The sequence below is a fragment of the Oceanicola sp. D3 genome (assembly GCF_006351965.1).
Taxonomy (GTDB): Bacteria; Pseudomonadota; Alphaproteobacteria; order Rhodobacterales; family Rhodobacteraceae; genus Vannielia.
In genome coordinates this window covers 2227166-2243765 of sequence record NZ_CP040932.1, presented here as the reverse complement: position 1 = coordinate 2243765, position 16600 = coordinate 2227166, and the positions used below count along the sequence as shown (strand labels likewise).

General features: G+C 62.4%; 16 protein-coding genes. 7 read left to right on the top strand and 9 right to left on the bottom strand.

Going from position 1 to position 16600, the window contains the following annotated elements:
* Positions 1-3: 3 nt before the first annotated feature.
* From FHY55_RS11350 to FHY55_RS11335, 4 genes are read left to right on the top strand one after another with little or no spacing between them, the layout of a single operon-like run.
* Positions 4-474 (top strand): chemotaxis protein CheW, encoded by a 471-nt coding sequence (locus FHY55_RS11350; protein ID WP_140014301.1) that lies wholly within the window; start codon positions 4-6, stop codon positions 472-474.
* Positions 471-1403 (top strand): protein-glutamate O-methyltransferase CheR, encoded by a 933-nt coding sequence (locus FHY55_RS11345; RefSeq protein WP_140014300.1) that lies wholly within the window; start codon positions 471-473, stop codon positions 1401-1403. Before FHY55_RS11350 ends, FHY55_RS11345 begins: the two co-directional genes overlap by 4 nt.
* A gap of 4 nt (positions 1404-1407) precedes the next feature.
* Positions 1408-1794, top strand: coding sequence for a response regulator (locus tag FHY55_RS11340; RefSeq protein ID WP_140014299.1), 387 nt, complete (start codon positions 1408-1410; stop codon positions 1792-1794).
* The gene (locus FHY55_RS11335) at positions 1791-2174 is read left to right on the top strand and encodes a hypothetical protein (protein WP_140014298.1); all 384 of its coding nucleotides are present in this window, start codon (positions 1791-1793) and stop codon (positions 2172-2174) included. Before FHY55_RS11340 ends, FHY55_RS11335 begins: the two co-directional genes overlap by 4 nt.
* A 279-nt stretch (positions 2175-2453) precedes the next feature.
* Here the strand turns inward: FHY55_RS11335 and FHY55_RS11330 are convergent, their stop codons facing one another.
* The 4 genes from FHY55_RS11330 to FHY55_RS11315 form a co-directional block, all read right to left on the bottom strand.
* Entirely contained in the window at positions 2454-2957 is a 504-nt protein-coding gene (locus FHY55_RS11330; RefSeq protein WP_254695289.1) for a chemotaxis protein CheD, read from the bottom strand.
* 17 nt (positions 2958-2974) lie between these two features.
* A complete protein-coding gene (gene cheB, locus FHY55_RS11325) occupies positions 2975-4012 on the bottom strand; it encodes a chemotaxis-specific protein-glutamate methyltransferase CheB (RefSeq protein ID WP_168222982.1) in 1038 nt (345 codons plus the stop codon).
* 41 nt (positions 4013-4053) lie between these two features.
* Complete coding sequence (locus tag FHY55_RS20660) at positions 4054-7248, bottom strand: methyl-accepting chemotaxis protein (RefSeq protein ID WP_210410474.1); 3195 nt, start codon at positions 7246-7248, stop codon at positions 4054-4056.
* Positions 7249-7387: 139 nt separating this feature from the next.
* Positions 7388-8584, bottom strand: a complete 1197-nt coding sequence (locus FHY55_RS11315) for a multidrug effflux MFS transporter (RefSeq protein ID WP_217524690.1) — start codon at positions 8582-8584, stop codon at positions 7388-7390.
* A gap of 139 nt (positions 8585-8723) precedes the next feature.
* Between FHY55_RS11315 and FHY55_RS11310 the strand changes: the two genes are divergently transcribed.
* Entirely contained in the window at positions 8724-9596 is an 873-nt protein-coding gene (locus FHY55_RS11310; protein ID WP_168222981.1) for an alpha/beta fold hydrolase, read from the top strand.
* Here FHY55_RS11310 and FHY55_RS11305 read toward each other — a convergent pair.
* The 4 genes from FHY55_RS11305 to FHY55_RS11290 all read right to left on the bottom strand — a co-directional run bounded on the left by FHY55_RS11305 (position 9593) and on the right by FHY55_RS11290 (position 12791).
* Complete coding sequence (locus FHY55_RS11305) at positions 9593-10255, bottom strand: hypothetical protein (RefSeq protein WP_140014293.1); 663 nt, start codon at positions 10253-10255, stop codon at positions 9593-9595. The two genes, FHY55_RS11310 and FHY55_RS11305, sit on opposite strands and share 4 nt — an antisense overlap.
* Before the next feature lie 392 nt (positions 10256-10647).
* Positions 10648-11616, bottom strand: a complete 969-nt coding sequence (locus tag FHY55_RS11300; protein ID WP_140014292.1) for a DUF3179 domain-containing protein — start codon at positions 11614-11616, stop codon at positions 10648-10650.
* Between the two features lie 76 nt (positions 11617-11692).
* Positions 11693-12298, bottom strand: coding sequence for a peptidylprolyl isomerase (locus tag FHY55_RS11295; RefSeq protein WP_140014291.1), 606 nt, complete (start codon positions 12296-12298; stop codon positions 11693-11695).
* Positions 12291-12791, bottom strand: coding sequence for a peptidylprolyl isomerase (locus FHY55_RS11290; protein WP_140014290.1), 501 nt, complete (start codon positions 12789-12791; stop codon positions 12291-12293). The genes FHY55_RS11295 and FHY55_RS11290 overlap by 8 nt, the downstream gene beginning before the upstream one ends.
* Positions 12792-12909: 118 nt before the next feature.
* On the opposite strand from FHY55_RS11290, the gene pgk reads away from it, so the two are divergent.
* Positions 12910-14088, top strand: coding sequence for a phosphoglycerate kinase (pgk, locus tag FHY55_RS11285; protein WP_140014289.1), 1179 nt, complete (start codon positions 12910-12912; stop codon positions 14086-14088).
* Here pgk and FHY55_RS11280 read toward each other — a convergent pair.
* Positions 14085-15530: a hypothetical protein gene (locus FHY55_RS11280; protein WP_140014288.1), complete on the bottom strand. Its 1446-nt coding sequence runs from the start codon at positions 15528-15530 to the stop codon at positions 14085-14087. The genes pgk and FHY55_RS11280 overlap by 4 nt on opposite strands.
* Positions 15531-15695: 165 nt before the next feature.
* Here FHY55_RS11280 and FHY55_RS11275 point away from each other — a divergent pair, with 165 nt between their 5' ends.
* Positions 15696-16589: a fructose bisphosphate aldolase gene (locus tag FHY55_RS11275; protein ID WP_140014287.1), complete on the top strand. Its 894-nt coding sequence runs from the start codon at positions 15696-15698 to the stop codon at positions 16587-16589.
* The last annotated feature ends 11 nt before the right edge of the window (positions 16590-16600 follow it).

Below are 16600 nucleotides of genomic sequence, written 5' to 3'. Positions count from 1 at the left end.
CTCGTGACACAAACCGATGACAACGCCCAAGACCCCACCCGCCAGGAGTTGCTCAGCTTTCACGTTGGCGCGCAGGAGTATTCGATCGACATCATCTCGGTGCGCGAGATCCGCAGCTGGACAGAGGCCACCCCCCTGCCCCATGCCCCGCCCTATGTGCGCGGTGTCATCAACCTGCGCGGCACGGTGCTGCCAATCATAGACCTCGCCAAACGCCTCAGCATCCCCGCAGGTGAAAAGAACGAGCGAAATGTCATCGTCGTGGTCCAATCCGGCGACAATACCGTTGGCCTGCTGGTTGACGCGGTTTCTGATATCTTCGCCGTCTCGGAGGCTGAGCTGCAGGCCCCGCCGGACATGTCCAGCGACGGATCTTTGAAATGCGTCCGCGCGCTCACGATCCATGAAGAGCGCATGCTACGCGTGCTTGATCTGGCCGCCGTTCTGCCCAACATTGATGCCGAGGCCGCGTGAGCACAGCCCAAGCCATATCTCCCGCGCGCGTGGCGCAGCAGGCCGGTGTGGAAGCGCCAGAGCCGATGTCGCCAGAAAAACGCGCCCAGTTTGACGCGATCGCGGGCATGGCCCGCGATGCTGCCGGGCTGAATATTGTCCCCGAGAAGGCGGCGATGGTTTTTTCACGGATCGGCAAGCGGCTTCGCGCCCTGAAGCTTTCAGGGGTGGATGATTACATCGCCCTGTTGCAGGGTCCGGAGGCCGGTGAGGAACGCGAGCATCTGATCTCGGCCCTGACAACGAATGTCACCAGCTTCTTCCGCGAAAACCATCACTTCGAACATTTTGCTGCCCGGCATTTGCCTAAGCTCATTGAGAAGGCCCGCGCAGGCGAGCGGGTGAGGCTCTGGTCTGCCGCCTGTTCCTCCGGGCAGGAGCCCTACAGCCTCGCCATGGTGGTGCTCGAGCAGTTCCCCGATGCCCAACGTCACGACCTGAAGATCCTTGCCACAGACGTTGATCAGCAAATCCTCGCCGCGGCCCGTGCCGCAACCTATGCACCGGATCTTGTGGCCCCACTCAAAACCGGCGGGCGGGATCGCTTTCTGCATCCGGTTGAGGGAGGCGATATGAGGGTGTCCGACGACGTCCGCAGCCTGGTGTCTTTCCGCCACCTCAATCTCATGGGCGACTGGCCGATGAGGGGCAAGTTCGATGCGATCTTCTGTCGAAACGTGATGATCTATTTCGACCAACCCACGCAAAACCGGCTGATCTACCGTTTTGCCGACATCTGTGCCTTCAACGCTGTCCTCTATCTCGGGCATTCCGAGCGGATCGATCCGGCGGCCGGTGCCCCGTTTTGTCAGGTGGGCCAAACGACCTTCGCTTTCGATTCAACGGCCCACCCCCCAGTTTCGCCGCGCCCAAGCGCCCATCAGGAGTAACCAGATGTCCCTCCGAGAAAAGCTCCACGTCATGGTTGTAGACGATATGTCCACAAGTCGCGGCCTGATCCTTCAGGCTCTTGATGCGATGGGTGTCACCAACGTGCGCTACACCGCTGATGGCAACGCCGCCATGGCCGAACTAGAGAAAAAGCCGGCCCATCTTGTCATCTCCGACTACAACATGCCGGGGATGGATGGCCTGCACCTGCTCAAGGCCCTGCGCACCCATGCAAGGTTGAAAGGCATCGGCTTCATCCTGATCACCGGAAAGGCGGACAAGCAGATCATCGACACCGGCCGGGCCCTCGGGATGAACAACTTCATCAAGAAGCCATTTCAGCCAAAGGATCTCCATGCCTGCATGGAAGCCGTGGTGGGCCGCCTATGACCGCTGTCGAGACCATTCAAACCGGCCCAGCGGATCTTTCGATTTCCGCCCTTCTGACCCGCTTGGCCGACACGCTTGATGGGTTGGCAGCCCGCACTTTTCAGATGCAGGACGATCTCGGCAACTTCCTCACGCAAGCCGGCCACCCCTCCCGCGCACAACTGAGAGAACTCCAGGGCCTCGATCTAATCCATCAGACTCTTGATGATCTTCGGGCCGCCGCACATCTTGCCGCAGACGCGGCCGGCCGCAACGACCACATCGACATTGTCGCCCTTGCGGATCTGCTCCGCCTAGAGAGCTGCCGGATCGCATTGCTCCAAGGTGGTGAAGCCGCGTTGGAAGAAGAACGCCCCTGCGGTGAAGTCGACCTGTTCTAAAGAGGGCTCTTTTTACAGTAGCGTTCATGGAATCTCTTGCCCGGTGCAAGGTTAGACCGCGAAGGCGTGGCTACTCTTTGAAACCGCCAGTCGCGTTGCCCTCGCCGGGCGCTATCATCTCTTTGACGATCTGACACCGTAAGGATCAGCCGATGGCCGACCTCAACGGTGCGTAGCCCAAAATCCGCTCTGAAAATGTGCACTCACCAGAAGCTCAGCGAGCAGGAGGAGGGGCGTAAAGTAGGCCCCGCATACATGGATCATGCAGTTCGAGAACCTTCAAAACAATTCGAGCGCGTCATCCGCCGCGGCTTTTTCTTGCGCTGGGGCGGCAACGGGTTCTTCAAACTTGGCAATCAACATTTGCCGGGCCCGCCCGTTTTCCGGCCAAAACTGAACACGACGCCCCAGCGTTCCACCCAGCGACTGACCGGTAAGCGGAATATGCTCGCGCTCCAGAAACTCTGTCACGAAGGCCCCATTGCGTGCGCCGATGTCGGAGCTTGCCTTGATCATTCGTGCCCCGCCGAACACTTTTGCTTCGAGGCATTCGCGCCTGGCACCGGCCTTGAGCATGCCATTGATGAGAAGTTCCATTGCATTGGCACCCGCGGCGGCCTGATACAAATCGGTGCCGCCACCGCCGGGCAAGAGAATGTGGTTCATCCCCCCCAAACGCGACTGGCGGTCCCAAAGGCACACGGAAACGCAACTGCCGAGGATAGTGGTCAGCATCATCTCGGGGTCTCCAGAAACCCCAAACTCGCCCTGCGCGACGTGCATTGTTGGCCCCCTTCCTGTCATTGCATCGACTCCCGGCCACGTCCGCAAAGCGATAGGATTTTGGCGCCCATGCCATCGAGAGGCACCAGCGCTTCGGCGGCACCGGTTTCCCAAGCGACGCGGGGCATGCCCCAAACCGTGCTGCTTTCTCGGCTTTGTGCCAGGCTGCGGGCGCCTGCATCCCGCAGAGCAAGCATGCCGCTGGCGCCATCGCGCCCCATGCCCGTCAGCAAGACGGCCAAACATTGCGGCGCCATCGGCTCGGCGGAGAAGAACAAGCGGTCGACGGAAGGGCGGTGGCCGCTCATCAGGGGAGCCTCCACCATGCGGCAGCGCGGTGCGGCGCGAGGTGTGTGCACCAGTTCGAGGTGATGAGCCCCGCCCGGAGCAAAGACCACCATGCCCTGCGTCACCTCCAAGCCTTCACGGGCCAGCGCAACACGTGGAGCGATCAGCCCTGAGAGCCGATGGGCGAGGCTTTCCATGAACTGAGGCGGCATATGCTGAACCACCACAATCGGCGGTGCGTTGGGTGGCATGCCTCCGAGGACGCGTTCGAGCGCCTCCACCCCCCCGGTCGAGGAGCCGATCAACACCAATCGGCCGTTCCACCTGAAACTTGAATGATCACGCGGAACAGGGCGCGAGGCGCGAGGCTCAACGCGGGCGAGAGAGGCGTCAAAAATCCGGTCAGTCACCTCGGCCGCGCCATCCGGTCGGCCAAACCCGTCTTTCCCGAGGCAGTCGATTGCCCCCTTGGCCAAGGCCTCAACGGCGAGGTCGCTGCCCGGGCCGGTGCCGGAAGACAGCATGACTACGGGGAGCGGGCGCAGCGAGATGATCTTTTCCAAAAAGCTCAAGCCGTCCATCCGTGGCATCTCGACATCAAGCGTTACCACATGGGGGTTTGTCGCCTTGATGACAGAGCGCGCCTCGTAAGGGTCTGCCGCCTCGCCCACCACGTCAAACCTGCCGTCGGAGGTCAACAACTGGCCAAGGATGGCGCGCATGGTGGTGCTGTCGTCCACAATGACAACGCGCCTCTTTTCAACCATCAAAGTCATCCCTCTTATTCAAGTCCACGCGGATTAACGCCCTAGAATTCTTCCCAGTCCTCGTCATCGGGGGGGATGGCCAGCGCGGCTGAACCATCACTCCGGGGAACAGAGGGGCGTCCACTGCGGAAAGTGGGTGTTGGGGCGACGGGCGGTGTGGCGGTATCTGACGTGTGGGCTGTTTGGTCGGGCTTTTCTGCCGGTGAAGACGGTTGAGCAGTTGCCTCAGCGTCATCTGCCTCCATCTTATCGCCGGCAGGTTCTTTGGCGGCGAGAGGCTGTGCGGCAGCTGCAGGAGCCGGGGTTACGGTGGCCTCCCTTTCCTCTGTGATGTCAGCGACTTTGCCGATTTCAAAGCGGCTTACCGTTTGCTTCAAGAGGTCGGCTTCGCCAGAAAGGGACTGGCTTGCGGCATTGGTCTGCTCGAACATCGCTGCATTTTGCTGTGTCACCTGATCGAGCTGGTTCATCGCGGTATTGATCTCGTCAAGGCCGCTCGATTGCTCCTTGGCCGATTTCGCAATTTCCGAGACATGGCCTGCGATGTCGGTCACGCTGGTGACGATTTCCCGAAGGGCCTCGCCCGTCTGACCCACAAGATCGACCCCGCGTTTCACGTGATCTCCCGAAGAGGAAATCAGGCCGGAGATTTCCCGTGCCGCATCCGAGCTGCGCTGTGCCAATGCGCGCACTTCCGAGGCGACGACGGCAAAGCCGCGCCCGGCTTCGCCCGCGCGCGCCGCCTCGACCCCGGCGTTGAGTGCCAACAGATTTGTCTGAAAGGCGATGTCCTCGATCACCGTGATGATCTTGGAAATCTGGTCAGAGCTGCTGGAGATCTGGCCCATCGCCGCAACAGCCTCGCTCACCACCTTGCCGCCCTGCTCCGCATTGCCGCGCGCCTCCGTCACCATCTGGTTGGCACGATCGGCGCCCTGTGCGGCGGATCGGACGCTGGAGGTGAGTTCATCAAGCGCGGCGGCGGTCTCTTCCAATGTCGTCGCCTGACGCTCCGTTCGGCGTGAAAGATCATCGGCAGAGGTGGCAATTTCGCCCACCTCCCGGTGTATTGCGCCCGCGTTCTCCGTCACCATGGCGATGGCCTCGCGCAGCTTGGAGGCCGCCTCGTTGAAGTTGATGCGCAGCTCGTCATAGCCCTCGGAAAACTGCTCATCGAGCAGCTTGGTCAGGTTGCCTTCTGCCAAGGCCATGAGCCCCACGCGCAGGCTGTCGACCACCTGTGTCTGTGCTTCGGCCACGCGGCTCTGCTCCCGCTCGGCCTCTGCGAGCTTTTCGCGGTCCTCCGTGACGTCGGAGCCCATGAACAGGAACATCGCAACCTGCCCATCGGTATCGCGCACCGGGGAAAACCCGCCCTGAAGCCAGCGCAACTCGCCATTCGGGCCGCGCAAGCTGAACAAGCCAAACACGTTCTCGCCCTGCTCCAACCGCTCCAAAACCGTTCCGGTTTTGGCATCGCTCTGCGGATCGAATTGGAAGAGCTCTGGCGCGCCCTTGCCCAGCAAATCCTCAGGGGCACAGCCAAGAACCTCAGCCATCGTGCCGTTGACTTCGAAGACCTTCGCCTTGCGGTCCATCTTGATGGTGGCCAGGAAACGGTTGATGGAGGTCATCAGCGCCCGATCCATAAATTCCTGTGTCGCGTTCGCCAGCTCCACAACGGTGCCAATCGGGGCACCCTGATCATCCACCACCGCGCCCACGCGCATGGAAAAGCGGGTGTCGTCGAGCCGGAAGAACAGCGTGCGCGGCAGATCTTCTGGCGTATCGAGGGACCGCTGCAGGCTGTCCGGGTTTGGCATCAACTGGTCAATTCCCTGCCCCGTCAGCTCGCCAGTGCCGCTATAGAGCCCGCCCGCCGCAAAGGTATCGGCGTGTTTGTCGAAGAACGCTTCAACGGCGGCATTGGCGTAGCTGACGCGAAGATCGGAATCGAGCATGAGCATCGGCGCAGAGCTGGCCTGAAAACCGGCGCCACGGAAGATGTTGTCCTGTTCCGCGGCCTGGGCGCCCTGAAGTTTGTCGCGCAGGGTTTCGGCGCTGCGCGCCATCTCGCCAAGCTCGTCCCCGCGTGCGCTGCCAGATACGGCGTGGGAGTATTCGCCCCGCGTCAGCCCCTGCAACCCGTTGCGCACTGCCGTCACTGGCCCGACGATCCCGCGAGACAGGGCGAACCCCACTGCCGTTGCCAGCAGCAGCAATATCGTTCCGCCAATCGCGGCTTTGGTCAGCAATCTATTGATCCCGCCAAAAGCAGCCTCATCGGTCATTTGCGCCGAGACGGCCCAGATAAAGCTGCCAAAGTCGACAGGCCCATAGGCGGCCAGCCCCGTCTCACCGGTATGGATCGGCCCGGTCAGGCGCCCAACTTCGCCTTGCAGCGCGCGGCGAACCGCCTCATCGTCCAGAGGCTCAATCGCCGCCAGCCCCGCCGTGTTGCGTTGCTTCATGTCGCTTCCGGCGAAGATCTCCTGAATCCCTGCACTCTGCGATATCAGCGAAGCGACCTGATCGGTTGGCATTTGCACAGCCAGCACACCCTGCAACGTGCCGTCTTCGCGGGTAATTGCGATCCCGGCAAAGCCTGCTGGCGCGCCGTTCGATGGCCCATAGGGGGCGTAATCAACGAAAAACACCCGCTCTTCTGCGCCTGCCTGGGAGACAGCGCCGCGATACACTTCTCCAAGCCCGCTTTCGGCCCAGGGCCCCTCCACCACGTTGGTAGCAAAGTCGAGCTCCTTGAAGACGCTGTAAATCACGTTGCCATCGGCATCCATGAGGAAGACGTCATAATAGCCACGCACCTGCTGGAGCGCCCGAAAGAAGCCGTGATAGCGACGGTGCGCGATAGAATAGCCCGACCCATCGCGGGCGAAGTCGTAAAGGTGCTTCTCCCCCACGGGATGCGGGTTCTCCTCGATATAAAGCCGCTGCAGATCACTGGCCGGGTCTTCAATCGCGGCAAAGGCACCGGTGAGCTTTTGCAGCGCCGAGGTCACCGTGGCTTCGGTAGAATTCACCACGAGATCGCTGCGGATGGTATCCACCCAGCCCTGCAGGGCCGCACGGTCCTTTTCCAGCGCGGCATCAAGGCGGGCATAGGCCGAGCGCTCCGCGTTCTTCCACCCTTCCATGGCCAAAAGGCCGAGAAATCCGGCCACGGTGACAGCGACGATAAGAAAAATCAGCAGCGGCAGCTTTGTCCGCAGTTTCATGTTGCTCAGCATGGGTCTCAAGGTCTCCGGAGCCGTGGCAGGCGGCCCACGCCCATTGCAGGCGGGCCGATCTCAGCTCCGGAAATGCCTCAAGGGTGCTAAAATAGGTTTAACCAACGCCAGATTCTGGCACCGCGCCTCAGGCCGGTTGCCGTATCCGCGCCAGCACCGTCCAAGCCAGCATTGCCGCGCCAATGCCGCAGGCCGCGATGGCCCCCACCATCGGCACCGAGGTGCCATCGTGGAACGGCCCCGCCAGCATCACCGCCACCCCGCCGGCCACCATTTGCAACGTGCCGCCGAGGCTGGAGGCCATGCCGGCAATCTCGCCATGATCGTCCAGCGCCATGACCATGGTCGTGGGGATCACGAGGCCCAAAAAGGCGTTGGCAATAAAGAGCCCGGCCATCACCACCACAAGGCTGCTGCCGCCCGAGGCCACCACTGCAAACAGCACCGAGGCCGCCAGCGCAAAGCCCGAAACCCCGGCCAGCACCACGCGTGAAAGCCCCACACGCTCCGCCAGCGGCCCGGCGATCTGGCTCGCCCCAAAGAACCCGGCGGCATTCACCGCGAAGGCGAGCGAAAAGCCGGTTGGTGTCAGGTCAAACTCCTGCCGGTACACATAGGGCGCCAGCGAGATGAACACGAAAAAGCTGGCCATCCCGAGCCCGCCCACAAAGGTCAGCCCCATGAACTTCACATCACGCAACAGCACCCCACAGGCCCGGCTCAGGGCCTTGACGTTCACCTTCACCCGGCGTTCCGGCGGCAGCGTCTCTGGCAGGGCAAAATGCATCAGCGTCACGCAGGCCAGCGCCGCCACAGCCAGCACCCAGAAGATCGTCCGCCACCCCGCAGCAGCGGCCACGCCCGAGCCAGCCAGCGGGGCCAGCATGGGCGACACGGAGATCACCAGCATGATCAGCGCCATCATGCGCGTCGCCTCTGGCCCGGTGTGCAAATCGCGGATGATCGCACGCGGGATCACCATCACCGCCGCGCCGCCAAGGCCCTGCACAACGCGCCAGCCCACCAGCGCCTCAAGGCTTCCGGCCATTGCCGCGCCCACCGAGCCAATCGCAAAAACCCCGAGCCCGAAATACACCGGCAGTCGCCGTCCAGCCTGATCGGCCCAAGGGCCATACACCAACTGCGCAAGGCCGAAGGCGATGAAATAGCCCACAATCGTGGCCCCCATCGCCGCCTCATCCACGCCAAGCGCAACCCCGATCTCGGGCAACAGCGGCAGGTACATGTCAATCGCGAAGGGGCCAACCATCGACATGAGGCCCAAGATCAACGCGGAGCGAAACAGCCCCTGAGGCTTCGGCATCGTCTATCCTTTCAGAAACGGGCCGCACAGACGGGCTGCATCGCGGCACGCGGCGGAACCTAGCGATTTGCCGCCCCCCGTCCAGCCCGGGGCCGAAAATTTCTTGCTCTCGTCATACATCTGCTGACAAATGCGGCGGATGACCAAGCGCCCTGCCCCATTCGCCACGCACCTCATCTCGGGCTACGGCGGCTGCCCGATCTCGGTGGCCGAGTATGGCACCCCCGATGGCCCGCCAATCCTCTTCGTGCATGGCTGGTCGCAGGCGCACCTCTCCTTTGCCCGGCAGTTCACCTCGCCCGCGCTGGCAGGCTTCCGCATGGTCGGGTTTGACCTGCGCGGCCATGGCGCAAGCGGCAAGCCGACCGACCCAGAGGCCTATGCCGGCTCCGCGCCATGGGGGGGCGACATTGCAGCGGTGATCGAAGCGCTCTCGCTCTCCCGCCCGCTGCTGCTGGGCTGGTCGATGGGCGGCAAGGCGCTCTGCGACTACCTCGCGCTGCATGGTGACGCGGCCCTCTCAGGCACCGCGATGATCGGCACCGGCCCCACCTCCGGCAAATACATCCCCCCCGAGGCGCGCGAGTTGCGCATGGCCGATCCGGATGTGCTGGCCAAAGGGATGCTCTCAGAGGTGCTGGCCGAAAATCTCTCCGCCACCGAGGCCTTCCTGCACGCCTGCTTCCACCAGCAGCCCGCCGCAGAAGACTTTGCCGCGATGATGGGCTTCAACATGATGTGCCCGCCCGAAATTCGCGGCCAGACCCGCCAACGCCACGCAGATTACCGCCCCGCCGCCCGCGCCACGCAGCACCCCTGCCTCGTGGTCTGGGGCGCGCATGAACGGGTGATGCCCAAGCCGATTTTCGATGAATGTGCCGACGAATTCGCCCATGCCGAGGCGCATGTTTTCGAACACTCCGGCCACGCGCCCTTCTGGGAAGAGCCCGAGCGGTTCAACGCCCTGCTGGCTGCCTTCGCAACCCGCCTCTTCGGCGGTGCATCGACCTAAAAGGTAAAGACCTCAAGGTTCGCCCCGCCCCGCGTTTCGCCCGAAAGATCGCGCGTCACCTCCAGCCCAAGCCGCAGCCCGGGCCTGTCCACAATGTTGATGCGTGCGCCAACTTCCAGCCGATAGCGATTACGGGAACTCGGGCCAACAAAATGCACCCGCCGCAGCGCATTGGCCGCCATGGGAGAGAGCTTCTCTACCTTGCCAAGCAGCACATCCTGCCAGATCAGCTCGTCGATGATGTGCTGAATGGCATCCGGGTTATAGATCTTCTCCCCATTCGGCCCCAGTGCGACAAAGCCGAAGGTATCAACATGCACGCTGCATCTCCCCGATGACACCGCCACATGCAGGCTCGGCACCCCAACCTCACGATAGCCCTGGCCCTGCGTGGCCCCGGCGGCAACGGCATCGCACAGATGGTTCCGGTTGTCGGGCTCAAAGCCTCTGCGTTTCAACGCAGCTTCAAAGGTGTCCGCATCGCGCGGCTGAAATTTGAAGCCAACGCCATGGGTCTTGCCGAGCGATTTCACTTCGCTGATATGGGAGGGAAGATTGATGAAATGGCGCTTGTGAAACCGCGAGCAAATATCCTTGTAGATATCGCTCGACAGCAAGGCCCCCATCCCGACCGTTTTCAGATCTGCCTCTTTCGCCATCCCCGCCTCCCCCCATCCACTGTTGGGCGAGTGTAGCACGAAAGCCGTCGTCAGGCCCGGTAAACCGTTATTGCCCGCGATCGGGGGCCTGTCGCCCCCGAATGGTGGCCTCATTGGCCTGCGCCGCCTGAGCGGGGAGTTTGCAATGCAGCCGCAGCATCGCCTCGCAAGATTCGACTATGCATGGGTTGTGCATCACTTGTGCATAGGATGTTGCCCCGGTAACTTGATACCCCATTTGCATAAAGATCACTGGGCAATGCCCTGACCAATATCACCAATTCAGCATCAAGCGCAGCCCAAGCAGTTCGCGCAGCGCCGCATCGCAGAAAGTTTGCAAACTGGATCTAAGGCCCTGTTAAAGCAGGGTATTCCTCTCCCTTCACGAAATCTCAATCGCTTTTGCCTAACATCCAGGCTCCCCGCGGATAAAACGCGTGAAAGGCAAAGGCAAAAAGCAGGTCGTGCGCCACGTCCTCTCCCTTCTCGTTGCGCACCCGGATCATGCCCACATCACGTCCCTTGGCGATGGTGCCGCTGTCGAGGGCGCTCGCCTGCAAGCCCGTCCAGTTGATCACAACCCCGGCTTCGCGGATCTCGCCTGCCTTCGCGATCCGCGGCAAGGGCCATGCGCGCTGGCCAACCCGAACCACACGCACCAGCGGCGGAATGCCATGCGGCGGCATTTCGCCATTGAAAAGAAACGGTTTTTTCGAGCTGTCATACCGCTCATACGGGTTTGTGCCATAGGGCCGCCCGTGGTTCGGTTCCGCCATCACCTCGCCCCTCGGATTGCGGGTGGCAAAGCTTTCCCAACTCTCCATCCAGCTCGGCAGCGGTGACAATTGCGCCCCGGTCAGCTTGCCCACAATCGCCTTGCCCGTGGCCTGCTGCCACCAGCTCTCGGTCTGTCGATCATACATGATCATATCCGAGTTCCGCAGCTTGCCCGTCACCCCGAATTCCAGCGTTTCCCGCTTGTTCTTCCGGTAGTAAACCAGCGCAGAATTGCAGAGCGGGCAATAGGTTACGGCAATCGGAAGGCCCTGAAACCTGTCATTCACAATCTCATGCCAGATCAGATACCGCAGCGGATAGGCCCGCGCTTTTCCGGCAATCTCCAGTGTAATCACCGGCTCCCGCGCCGCGAGCTTCGCCTTACTCACCGCAATGAACTTCGGCGCCGTCAACGCCGGAATCCCGTCTTTCCCCGGCCCGCCAGAAAGGATCTCAACCCAGTTTTCAACACTCGTCTTGGAAAAATCGGTGCGCGGCCACTCGTTCTTCCAGAATCCCGGGTCCGCCATCGCCACCCCGGCCGTCAGCACCAGCCAAGCCATTGCCCGCAAAAGAAAACCCATGGCACCCTCCCCTTCGTTCAGGTCAAGGATGCCATGGGCTGATCGTTTCACATAGCCCACTCACGCAGGCTTGAGGTCACTCTTGTAGGGTGACGCTCTGCATCACGTCGGGGTTTTCCACCACACCGCTGCCGGGCACGCCGCGGGTGATCTGGTCAACAACCTCCATGCCCTCGATGACATGGCCTACCACGGTATAGCTCCCGTTCAGATGAGTTGCCGGGGCGAACATGATGAAAAACTGGCTGTTCGCACTGTCCGGGTCATTAATGCGGGCCATGCCCACGGTGCCGCGCACATAGGGCTCGTCAGAGAATTCCGCAGGCAAATCAGGCAGTTTCGATCCGCCCGTGCCCGCGCGGCTCAGGTCATCGCCCTTCCCAAACTCCACATCGCCCGTCTGGGCCATGAAGCCCTCCATCACCCGGTGAAACACCACCCCGTCATAGGCCCCGGCCTCCGCAAGCGCGGTGATCCGGTTCACATGCTCCGGCGCGAGATCGGGGCGCAGGTCGATCACGACATCGCCCTTGCCCGCCACCGTGATCACGATGTTCGGCCCATCGGTGTCTTCCGCCGCCTCGGCCTCGCTCACGGTGCCGTTGCTGAACAGGAAGAACGCCGCCAAAAAGGCCAGCCCGACGGCGAAGATGCCGCCCGCAAAGACCTTGCCGTCAGACATCGGCGGCCACCTTCACGCTTTTCATCACGCCCGGGTTCGCAGGCGGCTCGCCGCGCGGGATCGCATCCACATGCTCCATCCCGTCGATCACCCGGCCATAGACGGTGTAATTGCCGTTGAGGAAGTGAACGTCATCAAAACAGATGAAAAACTGGCTGTTCGCGCTGTCCGGGCTCTGGCTGCGGGCCGCGCCGATCACGCCGCGATCAAACGGCAGCTTGTTGAATTCGGCAGGCACGTTGGGCAGATCAGAGCCACCGGTGCCCGCACGCCGGGTGTCACCACCGGCCTTGCCATGGGCCACATCGCCCGTCTGGGCCATGAAGCCTTCGATCACCCGGTGAAACACCACGTTGTCGTAGGCCCCGGCACGCGCCAGTTCCTTCATCCGCGCGCTGTGCTGCGGCGCCACATCGGGCAGCAGCTCGACGGTCACAGTGCCGCCTTCCAGCTCAATCAGAATGGTGTTCTCGGGATCCTTGATATCGGCCATGCTCGCCTCCTCATGTTCAAAGTCGCGCGCACCCTATGCGCGCACGGGCCGGAGGGAAAGGCCCGCGTTGACCGCGCCGTTCAAACCGGCGAGAACGGGGCAACAGATGGAGGTGGCAATGGCCTGGAAAACCCTTGACGACATGGACCTTGCAGGCAAGCGAGTGCTGGTGCGGGTCGATATCAACGTGCCCGTAGACGGTGGCAAGGTGACAGACAGCACCCGGATCGACCGGATCGTTCCCACCGTGAAGGACATTCTCGCCAAGGGCGGCAAGCCGATCCTGCTGGCCCACTTCGGGCGGCCCAAGGGCAAGGTGGTGCCCGAAATGTCGCTGGAGGTCACCCTGCCCGCGCTCTCCGAGGCGCTCGGCCAAAAGGTCGCCTTCGCCGATGGCGGCTGGGATGCCGCCGTGGCCACTCTCTCCGAGGGCCAGGTGCTTCTGCTTGAAAACATGCGCTTCTTCCCCGGCGAAGAGGCCAACGACCCGGAGTTCGCCAAGGAGTTGGCCGCTCTGGGAGACATCTATTGCAACGATGCCTTCTCCGCCGCCCACCGCGCCCATGCGTCCACCGAGGGCGTCGCCCACCTGCTGCCCAGCTGCGTGGGCCGGAACATGCAGGAAGAGCTGGAAGCCCTCGAAGGCGCACTTGGCGATCCGATCCGCCCGGTGGCCGCCGTGGTTGGCGGGGCAAAGGTTTCGACCAAGATCACCCTGCTCTCCAACCTGCTCGACAAGGTCGATCACCTGATCATCGGTGGCGGCATGGCCAACACCTTCCTGCTGGCCCAGGGCTACGAGATTGGCCAGAGCCTCGCAGAGGCCGAAATGACCGGCACCGCGCTGGAAATTCTCGAAAAAGCCAAGACCTCCGGGTGCAAAATTCACCTGCCTGTCGACGTGGTCGTGGCTGAAGAATTCAAAGCCCGCGCGCCCCACAAGGTTTGCCCGGCGCAGGAGTGTCCGGCCGAAGGCATGATCCTCGACGCGGGCCCCAAGACGGTCGCCAACATCTGTGCCGTCTTCGAAGAGAGCGAAACCCTCATCTGGAACGGCCCGCTTGGCGCCTTCGAAATCATGCCCTTCGGCGCGGCCACCTATGCCGCCGCCCGTCAGGCCGGCGCGCTGACCGACAAGGGCGAGCTGATCACCGTGGCCGGCGGGGGTGACACCGTGGCGGCGCTGAACAACGCCAAGGCCAGCTATCAGTTCACCTACATCTCCACCGCAGGCGGCGCGTTCCTTGAGTGGATGGAGGGCAAGACCCTGCCCGGCGTCGCCGCGCTCGGGGGTTAACGCCGCACGCGCTGGGTTTCGATGACGAATTGATAGGGCACGTCGAGCGGCGGCCCGGAAGTTTGGCGCATCACGATATCAATGGCGTTCCCGACCACGATATTGGGGCCGATGATATCTCCAAGCGCATACAGGCCCGCCTGCGCAGCGCCGCTGAAAAGCCCCTGCCGGTAGAGCCGCCGCACCCCGCCGGGCAACAGCACGTGCATCTCCACCACAACGGCCTGACCATCGGCCAGCTCGGTCAAGTCGACCCACCCGGCAAGGTCGAATGCGGCGGATCGCACCTCAACCGTCTTTTCATCATTGCCGGGCCTGGCTTCAAAAACGCCTTCTTCATACACCATGATCCGCTTCAAATCGGCCAGGATCACCGGATCTTCGGGCGGTTTCTCGGGCGGGGGCCAGCCCGGTGGCCACTCGGGTGGCCATTCAGGCGGGTGGAAGATGTTGATGATCCAGACAATCAGGCGCTCCAGCTCGTGGATCTCGTCCTTGATCGACACCGGCGGTATAGCCCGCTCATGGCGCAAACCGTCTGGCCCCACAGGGTGCAGCTCGCCCTCAGGTGGGGCGGGCGGTGGCGGGGCGATGCTGCCAAGGCAGTCCCATTCGGTGTTGTAGAGCGTGCGCCCGAGCAACTTGGTCAGGCAGTCGATCTGCAGGCGCAGATCATCAAGCTCCTTCCCGATCGGATTGCCCCGGTTCTCAGTATCATCGCGCGGATCGGTGATCAGCGTGTCAGCCCCGGCGCGAGGAAAGTCGCCACCATGAACGCGGGCCCAGAGATATTCGAGCTTTCGCTCAATATCCCACAGAACCCACAGCACCGAACCGCTCAACTCGGGTTCTTCCACCGGCCCGTCCACCGGCGGAATGCGCTCTGCACCCTTCTTGTCGTCCACCTTCACAAGCGGCTTGCCCAACACCTGATGCAGGAAGCGCTCGACCTTGGCTTCCAGTTCCTCCACGTCGAGAGTGAGCTCGTCGACCTTGTCAGGGCCGCTGTCGATGAGGGTCTTGAGTTGGGGCAGCAGGATGGTGAGGTCTTTCAACACCGTCTTGAGCCTGCCATCCCCCAAGAGCTCCACAATCTTTTTGAGGGCCGTTACGATCCAGTCGATGGCGGTGGAAAGCACCTTGGACCAGTCCACATCCTCCAGCTCGTCGCCCAGTTGCGACAGCGCCAGCGCCAGAAGCGGCGAGGTGCCCGCCAACGCAAGGCCGCGCAGCATCGTGGCGCGGGCCTCGTCGTTGCCCTCGGCCAGCGCAAGCGCTTCGCTCATCTCTTCGCGGATCGCGTCGATACAGCCCTTCGCCGGCGCACGCAGCCCCACGGCCAGCGGCCCCAGCGCGGCTTCGGCGAAGTAGCGCTCGGTCTCCTTGAGGATGCCTTCGACCTGTTCGAAAAACGCTTCCGGCTCGTGGACTCCATTTGCCATGGTACGCCCTCCTCTAACGCCTACGGAATGTCGGCTGACATGATAGCACAAAACGCCGCGTTCGGTTAGCTGCGGCTTCCGCCGGGACGTTAGCGCAACCACCTTTGCCTTCCCCGGCGGCCCCGGCTATCCCTCTGCGCAAACGTCAATTACGAGGGACGACCCATGCCGAACGCCGAGCAAAAACAAAAGATCGCCGCAGGTCAGGGCTTTATTGCCGCACTCGATCAATCGGGCGGCTCCACCCCCAAGGCGCTCAAGCTCTATGGTGTGGATGAAAGCCGCTATGGCTCCGATGAAGAAATGTTTGACCTGATCCACGACATGCGCTCGCGCATCGCCACCGCCCCGGCCTTCACAGGTGACAAGGTGATCGGCGCGATCCTCTTCGAAAAAACGATGGATCGGGACATTGGGGGCAAGCCCTCCGCCCAGTTCCTGTGGGAGGATCGCGGCGTTGTTCCTTTTCTGAAAATCGACAAGGGCCTCGAAGATGAGGCCAATGGCGTGCAGCTGATGAAGCCCATTCCCGGCCTGTCCGACTTGCTCAACCGCGCCGCTGAGAAAGGCATTTTCGGCACCAAGGAACGCTCGGTGATCCACGCCGCCAATGCCGAAGGCATCGCCGCGAATGTCGCTCAGCAGTTCGAGCTTGGCGCACAGGTGGTGGAGCATGGGCTGGTGCCAATTCTCGAGCCGGAGATAAACATCAAGGCCCCCGATAAGGCCGAGGCCGAGGCAATCCTCCTCGCCGAAATCTCCAAGCGGCTCGACGCACTGCCAGAAACCTCAGATGTGATGCTCAAACTCACGCTGCCAGAGCAGGCGAACATCTACAAACCGCTGGTGGATCATCCGCGCGTGCTGAAGGTTGTGGCGCTCTCGGGTGGCTACACGCGCGAGGAGGCCAATGCCAAGCTCGCGCAAAACACCGGCATGGTGGCCAGTTTCTCCCGGGCGCTCACCGAGGGGCTTTCAGACAGCCAATCTGATGGCGAGTTCAACAGCACCATCAGCGAAGCCATCAGCTCGATCCACGCGGCCTCCGTCGCGGGATAAATCCCGTTCCC

Bases quoted from the DNA above. Each gene is read 5' to 3' on its own strand.
- FHY55_RS11340 (WP_140014299.1), top strand. From the start codon at position 1,408: ATGTCCCTCCGAGAAAAGCTCCACGTCATGGTTGTAGACGATATGTCC.
- FHY55_RS11335 (WP_140014298.1), top strand. From the start codon at position 1,791: ATGACCGCTGTCGAGACCATTCAAACCGGCCCAGCGGATCTTTCGATT.
- FHY55_RS11330 (WP_254695289.1), bottom strand. From the start codon at position 2,957: ATGCACGTCGCGCAGGGCGAGTTTGGGGTTTCTGGAGACCCCGAGATG.
- cheB (WP_168222982.1), bottom strand. From the start codon at position 4,012: ATGGTTGAAAAGAGGCGCGTTGTCATTGTGGACGACAGCACCACCATG.
- FHY55_RS20660 (WP_210410474.1), bottom strand. From the start codon at position 7,248: ATGAAACTGCGGACAAAGCTGCCGCTGCTGATTTTTCTTATCGTCGCT.
- FHY55_RS11315 (WP_217524690.1), bottom strand. From the start codon at position 8,584: ATGCCGAAGCCTCAGGGGCTGTTTCGCTCCGCGTTGATCTTGGGCCTC.
- FHY55_RS11310 (WP_168222981.1), top strand. From the start codon at position 8,724: ATGACCAAGCGCCCTGCCCCATTCGCCACGCACCTCATCTCGGGCTAC.
- FHY55_RS11305 (WP_140014293.1), bottom strand. From the start codon at position 10,255: ATGGCGAAAGAGGCAGATCTGAAAACGGTCGGGATGGGGGCCTTGCTG.
- FHY55_RS11300 (WP_140014292.1), bottom strand. From the start codon at position 11,616: ATGGGTTTTCTTTTGCGGGCAATGGCTTGGCTGGTGCTGACGGCCGGG.
- FHY55_RS11295 (WP_140014291.1), bottom strand. From the start codon at position 12,298: ATGTCTGACGGCAAGGTCTTTGCGGGCGGCATCTTCGCCGTCGGGCTG.
- FHY55_RS11290 (WP_140014290.1), bottom strand. From the start codon at position 12,791: ATGGCCGATATCAAGGATCCCGAGAACACCATTCTGATTGAGCTGGAA.
- pgk (WP_140014289.1), top strand. From the start codon at position 12,910: ATGGCCTGGAAAACCCTTGACGACATGGACCTTGCAGGCAAGCGAGTG.
- FHY55_RS11280 (WP_140014288.1), bottom strand. From the start codon at position 15,530: ATGGCAAATGGAGTCCACGAGCCGGAAGCGTTTTTCGAACAGGTCGAA.
- FHY55_RS11275 (WP_140014287.1), top strand. From the start codon at position 15,696: ATGCCGAACGCCGAGCAAAAACAAAAGATCGCCGCAGGTCAGGGCTTT.